The sequence below is a fragment of the Allobosea sp. 10L422 genome (assembly GCF_056395345.1).
Map to the genome: position 1 here is coordinate 16,265 of NZ_JBFTJI010000001.1, position 13,104 is coordinate 29,368.

The window sequence follows — 13,104 nt, forward strand, 5'->3', positions numbered from 1 at the left end:
CCTGGCCTCCGACGAGGAGGAGCTTCGAATGCATGAGCAGAACGTTGCCTCAAGGCAGCCGGAAATAGCCGGACGATCTGAGCCTTCGTCCGATCACGCCCTTGATGCGCATCCCTCGCTCGTCGAGCGTCCGCTTCAGACCTTGAAATCCGGCGATGCCTTCGCGGTTCTCGACAGTCATGGCGACATCGGCATCACGCCCGACACCTCCGAGGGGCTGTTTTGCAACGACACCAGGCATCTCTCGCGGCTGGAGCTGTTCTTCGAGGACAAGCGCCCCTTGCTTCTCGGTTCGGTAATTCAGGACGATAACACGGCCTTGACGGTGGATCTCGCCAATCCGGAGATTACCCGGGGAGACGGGTCGACCATCATCCCGCGCGACGCGATCGCGATGGAGCGGACGAAGTTCCTCTGGAACGCGGTCTGTTACGAGCGGGTGGGACTGCGCAACTTCGACCGGGTCCCGCACGAATTCACGCTGTCGTTGTCTTTCGATGCGGATTTTCGGGATCTCTTCGAAGTCCGCGGAATGAAGCGCGCCCGGCGCGGCGAGACGGAGACGCAGATCGCTTCAGGGACGGCCCGCTTCGCTTATCGCGGCCTCGACGACAGGGTCAGAAGAACGGTCCTGCGCTTCAAGCCCGAGCCGTGCCAGTTGAGGAACGGCTCGGGCTCGTTCCGCTTCCGCCTCGAACCCGGCGAACGGACCTCGCTTCTTCTGACCGTCGCCTGTGATCTGGTCGATGCTTCGAGGGGCGATGTCCGGCCCATCGGCACCGCGCCCGGCGTGCCGCCGCTGGATTTTGCCAAGGCCTATAAGGACGCCCGTCGGGGCCTTCGCGCGCTGACGGCCAACATATCCAAGGTCAGGTCGTCGAATGCCCTCTTCACCGACCTGATGAGCCGATCGACTTCGGATCTCTACACACTCATGACCCGCGGGGCTGACGGGCTCTACCCCTATGCCGGCATTCCATGGTTCTCGACCATGTTCGGACGGGACGGGATCATCACGGCGATGATGTTGCTATGGGCCGATCCGGCGGTGGCGCGCGGGGTCCTGCTGCATCTGGCGCGCGCGCAGGCCGTAACCAGCGATCCCGTAGCCGATGCGCAGCCCGGCAAAATCCTGCACGAACGACGAAGTGGGGAGATGGCCAACCTGGGGGAAGTGCCCTTTGGATTCTACTACGGTTCGGTCGACGCCACGCCGCTCTTCGTCATGCTGGCAGGCCAGTATTTCGACCGTACCGGTGATCTGGCGACGATCCAGCAGCTCTGGGAGAACATCGAGGCTGCGCTCCTGTGGTGCGACACATATGGAGATCGCGACGGAGACGGCTTCGTTGAATATTTCCGGGAGACCGAAAACGGGCTCGCCAACCAGGGCTGGAAGGACAGCCACGATTCGATTTCCCACGCGGATGGATCGCTGGCCAGCGGCCCGATCGCGCTCGTCGAGGTCCAGGCCTATGTCTATGCCGCCAAACGGGCGGCTGCCGCTATGGCCCGGGCCCAAGGCTTGGACGTGCGCGCCGGCGAGCTGATGCAGCAGGCATCGGTGTTGCGGGAGCGCTTCGACCAGGCCTTTTGGTGTGAGGAAATCGGCTCCTATGCGCTGGCGCTCGATGGCGACAAGCGTCCCTGCCGAGTTCGTTCCTCGAATGCGGGACATGCCCTGTTCGGAGGCGTCGCCTATCCGGAGCGCGCCGAGCGGGTTGTTCGAACCCTCATGAGCGAAGGCAGCTTCAGCGGCTGGGGCATCCGAACCTTGAATGCCGGGGAAGTCCGCTACAATCCGATGTCCTATCACAATGGCTCGGTTTGGCCGCACGACAATGCTTTGATCGCCATAGGCTTCGGCGCCTATGGCTTCAAAATCGAGGCAGCGCGTCTGTTCGAAGCCATCTTCAACGTCGCGACCCATCAGGAACAGCAACGTTTGCCAGAGCTGTTTTGCGGTTTTCTACGAAAGGCCCGCCGCGGGCCGACGGCCTATCCCGTGGCTTGCTCGCCTCAGGCCTGGGCCGCGGCAGCTCCCTTCGCGATGCTCTCCGCTTGCCTTGGCCTAGAGCTTCCTGCGGCGGCAAACGAGGTCAAGCTGGTCGACCCTGTCCTGCCGTCTTTCCTCGACGATGTGATCATTCACGAGCTGACCCTGGGCGGTTCTCAATTCGACCTACGCGTGCACCGCCACCAAAGCGACGTCACGCTCAACGTGCTGAAGCGCTGGGACGAAAGCAACGCACGGGTCACGATGATCAAGACGAGATAGACGCGACCTGGTTTCGAGGCGTCTTGGCAGGTTCACTCAATCAGTAGGAGATCTTCGGTGGCGCTTCCGGCACCGTCCAGTGACCTGCATCGAGAACGCTCGACGCTGCGGTTCTCTGAAACGATGCCTAGCGCGATAGATGGGCCTCCATTTAATCAGAGATCCCGGTGTGTCGGGGCAGGATACCGCGCGGAGGAACCGGTCGGGCGGCAGCCTCGTTGATCGTGTTGCCAGGGCATATTCCGTCCAAATGCGGAGCCAACCTTTGCCTGGCGGGAGCTGCCGTCGGGAGCATTATTCTTGGTTGCCGATTCCTCCTCTCGATCCGCTCCCGGGTCCGCGCGAGATCCGGTCGTCGAACCCAGCAAGCCCCGGTTGCTGAAGCTGTTGGGACCGGGCTTGGTCACGGGGGCGTCAGATGACGATCCCAGCGGGATCGCGACGTATTCCCAGGCGGGTGCCCAGTTTGGCCATGCCGCAAGTTGGACGCTCGTCCTGACCTATCCCTTGATGGTAGCGATCCAGATCATCAGTGCCCGCGTCGGACGGACGACCGGCCACGGAATCGCCGGGAACATCGCCCGCTGCTATCCTAGCTGGGTCGCCTACGCCGTGACCGTTCCGCTGCTCGTCGCCAACGTGATCAATATCGGCGCCGATCTCGGCGCGATGGGCGATGCCCTGAGGATGCTGGTCGGCGGCCCCGCCCACATCTACGTCGTCGTCTTCGGCGCGATCTGCATCGGCTTGCAGGTTCTGCTCGAGTACAAGCGTTACGTCGCGGTGTTGAAGTGGCTCTCGCTGGTCCTGCTCACCTATGTCGCGACATTGTTCGTCGTAAAGGTCGACTGGCTGGCAGTTGCCACCAGCATCGTGCTTCCCAGACTTTCCTTCAGTGCCGACTACTTGTCGATCGTCGTCGCGATCTTCGGGACCACCATCAGCCCCTACCTGTTTTTCTGGCAGGCTTCGCAAGAGGCGGAGGACCTCAAGGAGAAGCCGAGGGAAGAGCCTCTCGTCGACCATCCCGAACAGGCGGAACCCGCGCGCGAAAGAATTCAGCTCGACACCGTGATCGGCATGGCGATTTCCAATCTGATTGCGCTCGCGATCGTGACGACGACAGCCTCGACCTTGAACCCGGCGGGATTGACGGACATCCAGAGTTCGGTCGATGCCGCCAAGGCGCTGGAGCCGATCGCGGGCTCTTTCGCGAAGGTGATCTTCGCGCTCGGTATCCTCGGGACCGGAATCCTTGCCGTTCCGGTACTGGCCGGATCGGCAGCCTATGCGATCGGAGAGGCGGCCAAATGGCCGGTGGGGCTTTCCCGGGAGCCGCGTGAGGCGAAGGCTTTCTACCTTGCCGTCTCGATAGCGACGGCTATAGGCGTGGTCCTGAACTTCACGTCGGTCGACCCGATCAAGGCCTTGGTCTGGAGCGCCATCATCAACGGCGTCGTCGCCGTGCCGATCATGGTGATCCTGATGCTACTGGCATCGGATCCGAAGATCATGAAGCAGTTCGTCATCGGGCACGCGCTGAAGGTACTCGGCTGGCTTGCCACTGCGGCAATGGCCGCGGCCGTCGTCGGCATGGCGATTACCGCGATTTGAGGGAGAGCCTGCCGGGCCGGACCTTTCGAAACCACCAAGGGGTCTCGGCCATCTCGCAGGAGCTCACGGGCTTCTTAATCTACGGCTGATCGACGCCACCAAGGCCATATGTGCCAGAGCCCAAGGAGCAGGACGGCGACAGTGATTGCGCTTGAGGCTGCCATCCAAGCGTGGTGGATGATCTTCGAAACCACGACATAGGCATCGGTCGCAAGCCCCAGGGCAAGGAACACGGTAGCGAGGAGCAGGAGCCGGCTCGCCAGGCGATGGAATTCGGGTTCGTTCCGGCCAGCGTAGACGAGGCGATGGTAAGCCGCTGGGGCGATCAGGAGCGCGGTCGCGAGCGCGATCAATCCCAAGGCGAGGCCATGGATCACCTTCAGGCTGGGCGATAACTGCTCGAAGCTATTGGTCAGCACGATGGCAAGCTGGAACCCGAGCAGGGCCTGAGCTCCCGGGAGAACGACACGCGCCTCGGTCAGCACATAGTCGATCTTGGCGTCGAGAGGGGTTTTCTTATCGGAGGTCGGCATCGTCTCGTCCTCGCTCGGATGATGAAAGAGTAATGGCCCGAACCAGATCGCCAGCGGCAGCGCTGCGCCCAGCACGGCGCCAGCAATCCCCGCAATGAGACCGGCGATCCGCGTTCCGGCAAGCCCGAGATCAAGGCCGATCGCGACCGCGAAGGCAGGCAGGGTGGCCGCCGATATTCGGGTTAGAAACTCGATGAAGCGGGAACTGGCCTCGCCGTCCTGCGCGATCCGATGATGGGCGCTCGGGGTTATCAGCAACCCGACGACGACGATGATCAAGCCCAGGACGCCGAGCTCGACCGCCTTCTCATTGCTCGATACCTTCGAGAACCCGTCCTGGAACGGCGCCTGGAATTGAAAGCCCAAAAGGATTTGGGCACCCAGCATCATCATGCGGGATTCATCCAGGGCAGTCTTGGTTCGGTCGGCGAGAGCCATTTGCGCACTTCAAGCCTTCGGGTTCCGATCGACAGCGTGCACCAGGCTCTCGGTCACGACGCCCAAGGCCTCTCCGGCCAGGACATCGCTGAGCCAGTGCGCCAGCAATCCCACGCGAGTCAGCGCGAGGAACGAGGCGACGCTCCAGATGAGCATGCGATGAGAGGGAACCATCCTCGATAGAGCGGCAGCGAGCGCTCCCATGTGAACGGCATGCCCTGAGGGAAATGCATCGAAGGCTTTCCCGGAGCGGGGCACGCCATGGCGATCGCCATGGATTTCCAGTCGATCCGGCCTTTCCTGGGCAATGACCTTCTTGAGAAGATGCGGCAGCACCGTCGTCGTGGCCACCGTCAGGAGTAGATGGTTCGCGGTACGGCGACGGGAGGGCTGCCCCCCGCGCGATGCAAGCCAGTAAAGCGAGACCGCCGGAAGCAGAAAGTACTCATCCGCGATTCGGGTCAGCAACTTCAGCGGTCGCTCGAGCCCCGGGGAACTGCCCCTGGCGATGACCTTGGCGATGGGCCGATCGAAGCCGAAGGCCGCAAGATGCAAACGTTTCATAACGCCACCTCATCCACGCAGCAGGAACGAGGCTGAGCGGAGGTTGTTCGCCGGTGTCCGTGGAGGGCTGGAACCCTGACCGTCTGCCGGAACATCGGATGGAGAACCCGGTTTCTGTGATGCTCTTCATGGAGGCTCGACATGCCCCGTCACGATAACGACTCTTCCTCCAGGAAGACCTCGATCTTCACAAGATTCGCCCACAAGGCCGCGGCATGGACGGGCAGACCCGAGACGTTCTTCATTGCCTTGGCGCTGGTCGTACTCTGGGCGCTATCAGGGCCCTTTTTCGGCTACAGCGACACTTGGCAGTTGGTCATCAACACCTCGACGACGATCGTGACCTTCCTGATGGTCTTCGTGATCCAGAACAGTCAGAACCGCGATACCGCCGCGATGCAGATCAAGCTGGACGAACTGATCGTGAAGCTGGAGGGCGCCCGCGACGAAATGCTCGATCTGGAGGAACTCGATCAGGCTCGACTGGAAGAGATGCAAAAGGATTTTTGCCGCCGCGCCCGCCGGGCGCGCAAGCGCGTTGTCGCTACCGATGAAGCGTCGTCGACCGAATCCGACTCTTCCTCGGACCCGCGCATCCAGTAATCGGATACCGTCCCGCGTTGGCTCAGCGACTCGCTTTGCGAGCGCGGGCTGCCTGCCTTGCAACCATGCCGGCTAACCGCATAACCTGCCCTTGCGGCAAGGGGCAGAACGGTAGTGAAGCATCAAAGTCTGACGTCGGGGCAAATCGACGAGATGATCGCGCAATCTTGGACGTGCGAGACTTGGCCTCCATCCTGGAACTCGGCAGCGTTTCCTATTTTCTCGATATGGCGCTGGCAGAGGCAAGAGTTCAGAGCCACCGGCTTGAGGAGAAGAGATTGGCTGAGGACTTCGTGGGAAGGCCGGACGGTGTATCGCCCTGGCATTCAGGATAGGGCCGCTCATTGAGGAGCTCGGAACGGCACGAACGCCCCGGGACCAGGCGATGGCTCATTTTGCGGGAACAACCATCGGATCGACTCGTTCGAGTTTCACGGACTGGGGGATTGCACCAGACGGAGAATCCAATGGGTTGGTTTTCAAAGGACATCGCCACGATGGACGACCTCTTCGTCCATACCTTACGGGACATCTATTACGCCGAGCACCAGATCAAGAAGGCGTTGCCCGACATGGCCGCGAAGGCGACCAGCGCGGAGCTGAAGCGCGGCTTCGAAACGCACCAGCGGGAAACCGAGGGCCAGATCGTCCGCCTGAAGGAGGTTTTCCGCCTTCATGGCGTCGAGGAGAAGGGCGTTACCTGCCCGGCGATCGACGGCATTCTCGAAGAGGCCAATGACGTCGCCGGCGAGGTCGAGGACAAGCAGGTGCTTGATGCCGCCCTAATCGCCGCCGCACAGGCTGTCGAGCACTACGAGATCACGCGCTACGGCACGTTGGTTGCCTGGGCGAAGCAGCTCGGGCGCAACGACTGCGCGTCGCTCCTGAAGCAGAACCTCGACGAGGAAGCTGCGACCGACGAGAAGCTGACGAAGCTGGCGTTAAACGGCGTCAACCGCAAGGCTGCTTGAAAACTGAGGCCCCGCCGGGAATTCCGGTGGGGCCTTCTTCTCTTTCGGAATACAGGAGGGTGCGATGAATTCGTCAGAGTCTGTTGCTTCCGGACGGGAGCTTGCTCTGCACATGAATGCAGCGTTCCCGCATCGTGACTGGGTGGCGCTCTTGGCGGAACGGGCCGGAACCAGCCGCGACTTCGTGGAATGGCATCTTCAGGAAGGCATGGCTCCGTCGCCAGCCTTGTCCCGAGCCGCCTCCCAACTCCTCGACGAGGCGGCCGCCAGCAACCCACCCGAATTGGACCCTCGGCCATGACGCTCAGGACCCACGAAGAGTATGAGGCGGCCGTACAGCGCGCCGCCGCGCTGAGCGACGCGCCCGAAGGGTCTCCCCAGGCGACCGAGTTTCAACAGCTTGCAGACGAGATCCGGGGCTGGGATGAGGCGCACAAGGGCGAGAACAGCCACGGCCCGGAGCCGTCCGACAGTTTGCTCAGGCCGGATGATCTTCCCTTCTCGGGACTGCCGGGGAATCTAGGGAAGCTCGAAGACAATTAAGCCGCGTGCGACTACAGGATCGGATGCCCGCCGGTGACGGCGATGGTAGCTCCTGAGACGTAGCTCGAGAGCGGATCTGCCAGCATGACATAGGCCGTCGCGAGCTCCGCCGGCTGGCCGGGGCGCTGCATCGGCACCTGCTTGCCGAAGTTGCTGACGCTCTCTGCCGGAAGGGTCGAGGGGATGAGCGGCGTCCAGATCGGCCCGGGCGCCACCGCATTGGCGCGGATGTCCTTGTCGGCGAGCAGTTGCGCGAGCCCACCCGTGAAATTCTGTATCGCGCCCTTCGTCGCCGCATAGGCGAGCAGGCTGGGGTTCGGCTTGTCGGCATTCACGGAAGCCGTGTTGATGATGCAGGAGCCCGGCTTCATGTGCGGAACGGCGGCCTTGGTCAGGTAGAACATCGCGTGGATGTTCACCGCGAAGGTGAGCTGCCATTCCTCGTCCGAGATCTCGTCGATGGCGTCGAAGCTCGCCTGATGCGCGGCGTTGTTCACGAGGATATCGATGCCGCCGAACTCCTCCACGGCCCGCTTGACGATGGCACGGCAATGCGCGGGATGCTGGATGTCGCCGGGCAGCAAAACCGCCTTCTGTCCCGCCTTCGCGATCCATTCGGCGGTCTCGGCCGCATCCTCATCTTCGCTGAGATAGGAGATCAGGAGGTCAGCGCCTTCCCGCGCGAATGCGATGGCAACAGCTCTGCCGATGCCGCTGTCACCGCCGGTGATGATGGCGCGCTTGCCCTTGAGGCGGCCCGAGCCGACATAGCTCGTCTCGCCATGGTCCGGCCGCGGCGTCATCGCGGCGGTCTTCCCCGGCATCGGTTGCTTCTGTTCAGGGAAGGGGGGCTCGAAACGCGCGGTCATCGCGACTCTCCTGCTGGCGGAAGCCGCACGGCCTCCACGTTGACGGGGTCAGTGCTTGGAAGCGTGCTCCGGCTTTCCCTTGCGCTTGGTCGAAGCCATCTTCTCCAATTCGGTCTCGCTCATCGACCTCTCCATTGATTTGGAGGCCCCCTTGAGCTCGCTCTTCTTCATGTCGCCGCGCTTGGCCGCCAAAGCGGCTCCTGCGGCCTTCTGCTGTGAGGCTGATTTCGCAGGCATCGTATTGCTCCTTCACTGGGACGAGCGGGTGACGGCCTCGATCTTGTTGCCGTCGGGGTCGAACACGAACGCCCCGAAGTAATGGGCGTCGTATTCGGGGCGCAGCCCCGGCGCTCCGGCATCGCGGCCGCCATGGGCAAGGGCTATCCGGTGGAATGTCTCGACAAGTTCGCGCCGACCAACCGCGAATGCGACATGCATGCCGTTTCCGCGCGTCGCCGGGTGACCGTCGAGCGGTGTTTCGACGCTGAACAGGATGCTGGCCACGCCGTAATCGGCCGAGTGCTCGCTGCTTTGAAGCAACCGCAGGCCGAGGCAGCCAAGGACACTGTCATAGAATTCGCGGGCGCGGGCGAGGTTATTCGTCCCGACGGAGATGTGGTCGATCATCGCCGCGCTCCCTCCGGTGCCGCCAGCACATCGTGATACCCGGGATGACGATGCGCCCAATCAGCCACGAAACCGCAGGCCGGGACCATGCGCTGTCCGCGTTCTCGCGCCAGGCGGAAAATCCCTTCGACGAGGCGCTCGCCGATGCCGCGTCCGCGAAAAGGCGCGGGCACCTCGGTATGCGAAACGATCAAGTCGTCGTCGAGCCTGCCATACACGGCGAACGCCACCCCGTCAGGAAAGCTCATCACGAAACGATTGTCGGCCGGATGGTCGGCGATCGCCCAATCCGATTGCTGAAACCCCTGCATCGCGGTCCTCGATCTGGCTATGCGAAGACGAACACATGGACTGGCTGCGAGTTCCCTTTGATGATCGCTCCTCCGACGGGACATCCGGCTGGCGATCGGACGGAAAAAGGGCGAGCCCCGAAGGACTCGCCCACCCAATCCGCACGATGACGGAAAACTAGTGCTTGCCGCCCTTGCGGCCGGCTTCCGCCGCCCGCTCGCGGTCATTAGCGAAGTTGCCGGAACCGCCGCGCTGGCCGTCTGGCGAGCCATGCTGCGAACGATCCGAATGGGCCTGGGTCTGCTGGCGGTCGTGGCTGTGCTCGCCACCCTTCCTGCCGGCCTCGGCAGCCTTCTTCGGATCCTGGGCGAAACCTTGCTGAGCCATATCCACTCTCTCCATAGGTTGCTCTCCGGGAGACCGGAGAATCTCGGGTTGAGGTTCTGGGAAGACCGACATTCATGCCGGTCATTGAATCAACGGGTGCCGCCGCAGCCTGTTCCGAAAAAACTGTGCCTATTCGCCCACCCCCGCAGCGGGCTTGTCGCCTGGCTTCACCTTCGGCTTGTCGGCGTCGCCTGTATCCTTTTCGGGATCCGGGTTGATCGAGACCTTCGTGGTGGCGTCCTTGCCCGGATCGCCCTGGATCGATTTCACGCGCTGCTGCTCTTCGGGGCTGAGCTTGTTGCCTTCGCCGTCTCGCATGGGTGCCTCCTGTCTGGAATGCCCCCCGGAGGTGAACGGACTTCCTTCCCAGCGGTTCCGGTCTCGCTCGCTGCTCGGCGCGAGTTTCTCCGCTTGCGGCGGTCAGGAACCAATCCGCTCCGACGACTGTTTGCCTGCGTCAGCAGGAGGGGCTCATGGACAGTATCATCTACCTCGTCGGTCTCGTGGTGGTCATCATGGCCATCCTGTCGTTCCTCGGTCTTCGATAGGAATTCGCCATGTCCATGTCTGGAACGGACGTCGTCGTCGCCCCCGTGACCGTCAACAAGGAGAACCGCTCCTATGTGCAATGGGGGCCGATCATCGGCGGCGCGGTGATCGCGACCGCCATTTCCACCATCATGACCGTCTTCGGTTCGGCGATCGGCCTGTCGATGGTCTCCGCCGATTTCGAGAAGAGTTCGAGCGCGACCGCCCTGGCGATTGCGGGCGCGCTCTGGGCACTGTGGGTCATGGCCTCCGCCACGATGGCGGGTGGCTATCTCGCAGGCCGCATGCGGCAGCCGAGCTTCGATGCCAATGGAGAGGAGCGGAAGGTGCGCGACGCGACCCATGGCCTCCTCGTCTGGGCGACCGGGGCGCTCCTGATCACCATCGTCGCCACTTCGTCACTCTTCGGCGCCGCCAAGACGGCCGCCGGCGGTGTCGCGACCGCCAGCTCGGGCGTGGCGTCGCTGGTCTCCCAGAATGTCGATCCGCTCGCGATGGCGCTCGACAATGTCATGCGCGCGAATGGCCAGCAGCCGCCAACCGCCCAGGAACGCGACGAAGCCTCAAGGATCTTCGTCAACGCGCTCAAGAACGGCAAGATCGAGCAGGGTGACCGGGATTATCTCGCGGCGCGGCTCGCCGCACGGTCCGGCATCAGCGAGCAGGATGCCCAGAAACGCATCGACGATGCCTATGCCCGACTCTCGCAGGCCAAGGAAACCGCCAAGCAGGCAGCCGAACGCGCGCGCAAGATCGCGGTGCTGACGGCGTTCCTCACCGCGGCCGCATTGCTCGTCGGCGCCGCTGCCGCATCCTGGGCGGCGATCCTGGGTGGTGAACACCGTGACGAGAATCTTCGGAGCCAACCCGTCCTGTGATCGGGCGGGAAGATCCGTTCCGCCCGGCCGCCTCAGCGGCCGGGCGTATTTTCGTTATCGGTCCCCGAACCGACCCCGGCGCCGCAGAGTTGCTGGAGCATCAGGATCGAAAGGACATGCGATGGCTGAAAAGAAACCCAAGCGGAATGGCAGCACCAATGGCCCCACCGAGCCGGACCAGCGCCCGGCCGAGCGCCGCGAAGAGCCGACGGAGAATGCCGTGAAAGGCCCTGCGGTGATCTCGGAAGCAAATGCTCGACAACGCACTGAGGAGCATCGCCGGAAGGGCGATCGCTAAGCGACTGGATTCGCCGATGCCCGTCCGCGATGACGCGATCCCTGAAAATGCCCGGAGCTTGTCAAACCTGGAGGAACTGAATGCGGCTATCGCCGCGTCGGCTTCGCTTGTCCCGGGCGCCACACGTGCCGTTCTCGGCGAAGGCCCAAAGGGCGCGGCCATCGCCTTCGTGGGAGAACAGCCCGGCGACCAGGAAGACAGGCAGGGGCGCCCCTTCGTCGGGCCCGCTGGCCACTTGCTCGACCGCGCCTTGAAGGAGGCCGGGATCGAACGTCGCTCCAGCTATCTCACCAATGCCGTCAAGCACTTCAAATTCGAGCAACGCGGCAAGCGGCGGATTCACCAGCGACCGACTGCCGGCGAAGTCAGACATTATCGCTGGTGGCTGGAGCGGGAGCTGGAATTCGTGAATCCGCGTATCGTCGTCGCATTGGGTGCGACCGCTGTTCTCGCGCTGGCCGGAAAGGCTTTGCCGATCTCACGCAATCGCGGCGCGACGCACTTCGGAGACAGGCCGGGCTTCATGACCGTCCATCCCTCCTACCTGCTGCGGCTGCCGGAGCAGGAGGGCCGGGCACAGGCCTTTGATGCGTTCGTTGCAGATCTTCGTCAGGCCCTTCGGCTCGCATCCGCCTGACGTGGTCCCGCCTGATCCAAGGCTTTTATCAGGAACGCCTCGGGTGGGTGATCCGGTGCGTCCGCATACCTCTCCGGGGAGAACGCACGTTTTCCGCGGCCGCGGCATGGACCGTCCGATTGCTATATAAAACGAAACCCCGTCGGCACGGTCTCAGGAAAGCCTATGCCGTTCAGCTTCGCATCGCCTGAGGATCTTGTACGGCTCGAGGCCGCACTTGAGCAGGCGTGGACCATCTTGGGAGAGCGACATACTCACGATCCGCTCAAAGCACCGGCGGAAAGAGAGCGGCTCGCCTATATCGTTGCGGCGCTGTGGCGGCAGGGAGAACAGGACGATATCCCCGGAAGGGCGGCGGAGCAGTTCGAGGCAACTGCGCCACCTCTATTGCCGCTCAAGACGGAGAACGACGAGTCCTCTGCTTAGGCACCGCAGTTCCAAAGCATGTCCCGGGAACGCGGAGTTGGAAGGCCTGGTCCGTGTCGCATTGGCCCCCGAGCTTAAGGGCACGGGGGCCAATAGGAGCCTTATTCGATAACCTGGATGATCTTGCGCGTCTTGGGCTCGACGATCACCGTGCGATCGTTGACGACGGTGTAGCGATAGCCCTTGGTGCCGAATTCGGCCGGTACCTCGCGATAGGTCACGCCGCTCTCCGGCAGCACCGCGCCTACGCGAACGTCTTCGCGATAGGTGTAGGACGGAACTTCATGGGCGCGGACGTAGGTCTTGAAGCGCGGCGTGGCATCGCCCGCGATGCCACCGACGACAGCGCCTCCGACACCGCCCACGACAGCCCCGACCGGTCCGCCGACGATTGCGCCGCCGACTGCGCCGGTCGCCGCTCCAGCAGCGGCGCCACCGCGCGCGCCTTCGGGATTTTGGGCAAGAACCGCCATCGGAGCGATTACGGCGGCTGCAACGAGAATGATCTTCTTCATCAGTCGATCTCCTGGTTACCCCAGATGGAGGGCATAACTTAGAATTCGCTTGAACTGTTCCCAGCGGCTTCGTCATCGCCGGC

At 63.0% G+C, this 13,104-nt stretch carries 16 protein-coding genes and 1 pseudogene; 8 read left to right on the top strand and 9 right to left on the bottom strand.

Annotated elements, in window-relative coordinates:
- Positions 1-28: 28 nt before the first annotated feature.
- Positions 29-2,278 (top strand): amylo-alpha-1,6-glucosidase, encoded by a 2,250-nt coding sequence (locus tag AC1DEZ_RS00110; protein ID WP_476778130.1) that lies wholly within the window; start codon positions 29-31, stop codon positions 2,276-2,278.
- 375 nt (positions 2,279-2,653) lie between these two features.
- Positions 2,654-3,892: an NRAMP family divalent metal transporter gene (locus AC1DEZ_RS00115; protein WP_476778131.1), complete on the top strand. Its 1,239-nt coding sequence runs from the start codon at positions 2,654-2,656 to the stop codon at positions 3,890-3,892.
- A 74-nt stretch (positions 3,893-3,966) separates the two neighbouring features.
- Here the strand turns inward: AC1DEZ_RS00115 and AC1DEZ_RS00120 are convergent, their stop codons facing one another.
- Both AC1DEZ_RS00120 and AC1DEZ_RS00125 read right to left on the bottom strand, forming a co-directional pair.
- Positions 3,967-4,863, bottom strand: coding sequence for a DUF6328 family protein (locus tag AC1DEZ_RS00120; protein WP_476778132.1), 897 nt, complete (start codon positions 4,861-4,863; stop codon positions 3,967-3,969).
- A gap of 9 nt (positions 4,864-4,872) precedes the next feature.
- Positions 4,873-5,418: a phosphatase PAP2 family protein gene (locus tag AC1DEZ_RS00125; RefSeq protein WP_476778133.1), complete on the bottom strand. Its 546-nt coding sequence runs from the start codon at positions 5,416-5,418 to the stop codon at positions 4,873-4,875.
- 150 nt (positions 5,419-5,568) lie between these two features.
- Here AC1DEZ_RS00125 and AC1DEZ_RS00130 point away from each other — a divergent pair, with 150 nt between their 5' ends.
- The 3 genes from AC1DEZ_RS00130 (at position 5,569) to AC1DEZ_RS00140 (ending at position 7,544) form a co-directional block, all read left to right on the top strand.
- Entirely contained in the window at positions 5,569-6,030 is a 462-nt protein-coding gene (locus AC1DEZ_RS00130; RefSeq protein WP_476778134.1) for a low affinity iron permease family protein, read from the top strand.
- 467 nt (positions 6,031-6,497) lie between these two features.
- The gene (locus tag AC1DEZ_RS00135; RefSeq protein WP_476778135.1) at positions 6,498-7,001 is read left to right on the top strand and encodes a YciE/YciF ferroxidase family protein; all 504 of its coding nucleotides are present in this window, start codon (positions 6,498-6,500) and stop codon (positions 6,999-7,001) included.
- Positions 7,002-7,298: 297 nt separating this feature from the next.
- Positions 7,299-7,544 (top strand): hypothetical protein, encoded by a 246-nt coding sequence (locus AC1DEZ_RS00140; protein ID WP_476778136.1) that lies wholly within the window; start codon positions 7,299-7,301, stop codon positions 7,542-7,544.
- Positions 7,545-7,555: 11 nt separating this feature from the next.
- Here the strand turns inward: AC1DEZ_RS00140 and AC1DEZ_RS00145 are convergent, their stop codons facing one another.
- From AC1DEZ_RS00145 to AC1DEZ_RS00170, 6 genes are all read right to left on the bottom strand, one after another.
- Positions 7,556-8,413: an SDR family oxidoreductase gene (locus AC1DEZ_RS00145; protein ID WP_476778137.1), complete on the bottom strand. Its 858-nt coding sequence runs from the start codon at positions 8,411-8,413 to the stop codon at positions 7,556-7,558.
- 48 nt (positions 8,414-8,461) lie between these two features.
- Positions 8,462-8,650, bottom strand: a complete 189-nt coding sequence (locus AC1DEZ_RS00150) for a DUF3008 family protein (RefSeq protein WP_476778138.1) — start codon at positions 8,648-8,650, stop codon at positions 8,462-8,464.
- Between the two features lie 12 nt (positions 8,651-8,662).
- Positions 8,663-9,040 carry a VOC family protein gene (locus AC1DEZ_RS00155; RefSeq protein ID WP_476778139.1) on the bottom strand — a complete coding sequence of 126 codons (378 nt, stop codon included), beginning with the start codon at positions 9,038-9,040 and terminating at the stop codon, positions 8,663-8,665.
- Complete coding sequence (locus AC1DEZ_RS00160) at positions 9,037-9,351, bottom strand: GNAT family N-acetyltransferase (RefSeq protein WP_476778140.1); 315 nt, start codon at positions 9,349-9,351, stop codon at positions 9,037-9,039. Before AC1DEZ_RS00160 ends, AC1DEZ_RS00155 begins: the two co-directional genes overlap by 4 nt.
- Before the next feature lie 157 nt (positions 9,352-9,508).
- Positions 9,509-9,718 (bottom strand): con-10 family general stress protein, encoded by a 210-nt coding sequence (locus tag AC1DEZ_RS00165; protein ID WP_476778141.1) that lies wholly within the window; start codon positions 9,716-9,718, stop codon positions 9,509-9,511.
- A 129-nt stretch (positions 9,719-9,847) separates the two neighbouring features.
- Complete coding sequence (locus tag AC1DEZ_RS00170) at positions 9,848-10,036, bottom strand: hypothetical protein (protein WP_476778142.1); 189 nt, start codon at positions 10,034-10,036, stop codon at positions 9,848-9,850.
- A 239-nt stretch (positions 10,037-10,275) separates the two neighbouring features.
- On the opposite strand from AC1DEZ_RS00170, the gene AC1DEZ_RS00175 reads away from it, so the two are divergent.
- The 3 genes and pseudogenes from AC1DEZ_RS00175 to AC1DEZ_RS00185 all read left to right on the top strand — a co-directional run bounded on the left by AC1DEZ_RS00175 (position 10,276) and on the right by AC1DEZ_RS00185 (position 12,506).
- Positions 10,276-11,145 carry a hypothetical protein gene (locus AC1DEZ_RS00175; RefSeq protein WP_476778143.1) on the top strand — a complete coding sequence of 290 codons (870 nt, stop codon included), beginning with the start codon at positions 10,276-10,278 and terminating at the stop codon, positions 11,143-11,145.
- A 266-nt stretch (positions 11,146-11,411) separates the two neighbouring features.
- Positions 11,412-12,080 (top strand): annotated as a pseudogene (locus AC1DEZ_RS00180) (UdgX family uracil-DNA binding protein); the annotation flags it as partial.
- Between the two features lie 165 nt (positions 12,081-12,245).
- On the top strand, positions 12,246-12,506 hold the full coding sequence (locus tag AC1DEZ_RS00185) for a hypothetical protein (protein ID WP_476778144.1): 261 nt from the start codon (positions 12,246-12,248) through the stop codon (positions 12,504-12,506).
- Positions 12,507-12,607: 101 nt separating this feature from the next.
- Here AC1DEZ_RS00185 and AC1DEZ_RS00190 read toward each other — a convergent pair whose 3' ends face one another.
- On the bottom strand, positions 12,608-13,021 hold the full coding sequence (locus tag AC1DEZ_RS00190; RefSeq protein WP_476778145.1) for a DUF1236 domain-containing protein: 414 nt from the start codon (positions 13,019-13,021) through the stop codon (positions 12,608-12,610).
- Between the last annotated feature and the right edge of the window lie 83 nt (positions 13,022-13,104).

Bases quoted from the DNA above. Each gene is read 5' to 3' on its own strand.
- AC1DEZ_RS00175 (WP_476778143.1), top strand. From the start codon at position 10,276: ATGTCCATGTCTGGAACGGACGTCGTCGTCGCCCCCGTGACCGTCAAC.
- AC1DEZ_RS00110 (WP_476778130.1), top strand. From the start codon at position 29: ATGCATGAGCAGAACGTTGCCTCAAGGCAGCCGGAAATAGCCGGACGA.
- AC1DEZ_RS00120 (WP_476778132.1), bottom strand. From the start codon at position 4,863: ATGGCTCTCGCCGACCGAACCAAGACTGCCCTGGATGAATCCCGCATG.
- AC1DEZ_RS00155 (WP_476778139.1), bottom strand. From the start codon at position 9,040: ATGATCGACCACATCTCCGTCGGGACGAATAACCTCGCCCGCGCCCGC.
- AC1DEZ_RS00140 (WP_476778136.1), top strand. From the start codon at position 7,299: ATGACGCTCAGGACCCACGAAGAGTATGAGGCGGCCGTACAGCGCGCC.
- AC1DEZ_RS00135 (WP_476778135.1), top strand. From the start codon at position 6,498: ATGGGTTGGTTTTCAAAGGACATCGCCACGATGGACGACCTCTTCGTC.
- AC1DEZ_RS00165 (WP_476778141.1), bottom strand. From the start codon at position 9,718: ATGGCTCAGCAAGGTTTCGCCCAGGATCCGAAGAAGGCTGCCGAGGCC.
- AC1DEZ_RS00160 (WP_476778140.1), bottom strand. From the start codon at position 9,351: ATGCAGGGGTTTCAGCAATCGGATTGGGCGATCGCCGACCATCCGGCC.
- AC1DEZ_RS00170 (WP_476778142.1), bottom strand. From the start codon at position 10,036: ATGCGAGACGGCGAAGGCAACAAGCTCAGCCCCGAAGAGCAGCAGCGC.
- AC1DEZ_RS00145 (WP_476778137.1), bottom strand. From the start codon at position 8,413: ATGACCGCGCGTTTCGAGCCCCCCTTCCCTGAACAGAAGCAACCGATG.
- AC1DEZ_RS00130 (WP_476778134.1), top strand. From the start codon at position 5,569: ATGCCCCGTCACGATAACGACTCTTCCTCCAGGAAGACCTCGATCTTC.
- AC1DEZ_RS00150 (WP_476778138.1), bottom strand. From the start codon at position 8,650: ATGCCTGCGAAATCAGCCTCACAGCAGAAGGCCGCAGGAGCCGCTTTG.
- AC1DEZ_RS00185 (WP_476778144.1), top strand. From the start codon at position 12,246: ATGCCGTTCAGCTTCGCATCGCCTGAGGATCTTGTACGGCTCGAGGCC.
- AC1DEZ_RS00190 (WP_476778145.1), bottom strand. From the start codon at position 13,021: ATGAAGAAGATCATTCTCGTTGCAGCCGCCGTAATCGCTCCGATGGCG.